Below are 1,752 nucleotides of genomic sequence, written 5' to 3'. Positions count from 1 at the left end.
GGGTGGTCCAGATCTTCTTGACGATCCGGATGTACTCGCGGGTGCGGTCGTAGCGCTCGTCCTTGGTCAGCGTGTCGCCCTCACGGCCCTGCTCGTGGTCGTTGCCGCCGGTGATGAAGTGGACGGTCAGCCGGCCGTCGCTGATCTGGTCGAGGGTGGCGAACGTCTTCGCCGCGAAGGTCGGGTAGGAGACGTTGGGCCGGTGGGCGAGCAGGATCTGGAGGCGGTCCAGTCGGCTCGCGATGTAGGCGGCGGCCGGCGCGGGATCCGGGGAGCCTGAACCGTAGGCGAACAGCACCCGGTCCCAGTCGTGGTCCTCGTGGGCTCGAGCGAGCCTGAGCGTGTACTCCTTGTCGAAGGCGGCGCCGGAGCGCGGTGTGGTCTCGGAGCCGTCGTTGGTGGCGGCGATGCCAAGGAACTCCACGGGCATTGGAGTCGGCCTTTCGTCGAGTCCGGTACGTCCTGCGGGGCCGGGCCGCGGACAGCGCGCGGGCACGGCGGTGCGGCCCTCGGCGCAGCCGGGTGCGACGGCGCTTCGGGATGCGGCGGGACAGCAGGGCGAACAGGGTGAACAGGGTGAACAGGGTGAACGAGTGTGATGGCGCAGGGGCAGGGGCCTCGGGTGCGGCGCACGGGCGTTGTAGGCCTCGCGGGCCTGTCGGTGCGCGGGTTGCCGGCGCGTGCGGACGACGGGTCACACAGGGGACGACGGGTCACGCAGGGACGCACTCGGGCCGCGAAGGGGTCACCGAGGGAGGGAAGGGCCGGTCAGACGGCCCGCTGCCGTGTCAGGCGCAACACGCTGCGGACCACACGCGACCGAAGTCGATGTGGTCGCGGGTGACCAGGCGCTGCTCGGCGTTCATGCGGTCAATTGAGCAGTACATCTCGCATCTCGTCAACTACTGCCCGGATGCCGGACCCGCCTGACCTGCCGGACCCTGCCGGAGGCCACGACGAGGCGTGCGCCGCTCCGACGCGCCTCGGCGCGACGCTCGCCGCCTCTGCCGAAGAAGGATTCCCTGCATTTCCTATCGGATAACTAGGAAACCATTGACGACCCGGCCGCCCGATGCGCAGGATGATGCACATGCCACCCGTGCGGTGAACCGCACGCCGCACGAAGCCCGTTCCGCTCCGCGCGCCCGTTCCGCTCGGCGCACGCCGGACAGCCCCGCACGATCACACGGACGCGATGCCCGCGTCACCCAGTGGACGAGATGCCCGCGCCCCGTCGCCGCATCCCGTCGCCGATCCCGAGGAGACCGCCGTCATGGGCGTTGCCACCGCGCCGTCCGCACCCGTCTCGCCGCACCACCGGACGGCGCCCGGCCGTGCGCACTGGCTGCGCGTGGCCCGCGAGACGGCGGACGACCTGGCCACCGACGCGGTGACCAGGGAGCAGGCGGGCAAGGTCCCCTTCGACGAGGTGTCACGGCTGCGTGAGGCAGGGCTGCTGACGCTCCTGGTCCCGGCCGGGCAGGGAGGCGGCGCGGACTGGAGCACGGCCTACGCGGTGGTCCGGGAGATCGCCGCCGCCGACGGCGCGATCGCCCAACTCCTCGGGTGTCACTACTTCCTGGGGTGGAGCACCCGATCGCTCACCGAGCCCGGCCGCGCCGTCCTGGTCGAGCGGCAGTCCGTGGCGGAGGGCTGGTGCTGGGGCGGCGGTCTCGCCCGCCGGGAACCGCCCCTGACGCTGACCGGGACAGCCCAGGGGTACGTGGTGGACGGCTGTCAGAGCTACGCCTC

2 protein-coding genes are annotated in these 1,752 nt (G+C 71.7%); one reads left to right on the top strand and one right to left on the bottom strand.

The genetic code is table 11. From position 1 onward, the window contains the following. A partial coding sequence (locus ABT300_RS43820; protein WP_351688712.1) for an LLM class flavin-dependent oxidoreductase occupies positions 1-430 on the bottom strand: 430 nt, incomplete at its 3' end. A gap of 843 nt (positions 431-1,273) precedes the next feature. Between ABT300_RS43820 and ABT300_RS43815 the strand changes: the two genes are divergently transcribed. After that, the coding region (locus ABT300_RS43815; RefSeq protein WP_351688709.1) for an acyl-CoA dehydrogenase family protein at positions 1,274-1,752 on the top strand (479 nt) is incomplete at its 3' end.

Origin of the sequence: Streptomyces sp. NPDC001027 (assembly GCF_040299045.1) — a bacterium.
GTDB lineage: Bacteria > Actinomycetota > Actinomycetes > Streptomycetales > Streptomycetaceae > Streptomyces.
The sequence above is the reverse complement of the archived record's forward strand: the minus strand, read 5'-3'. Positions and strand labels throughout refer to the sequence as shown.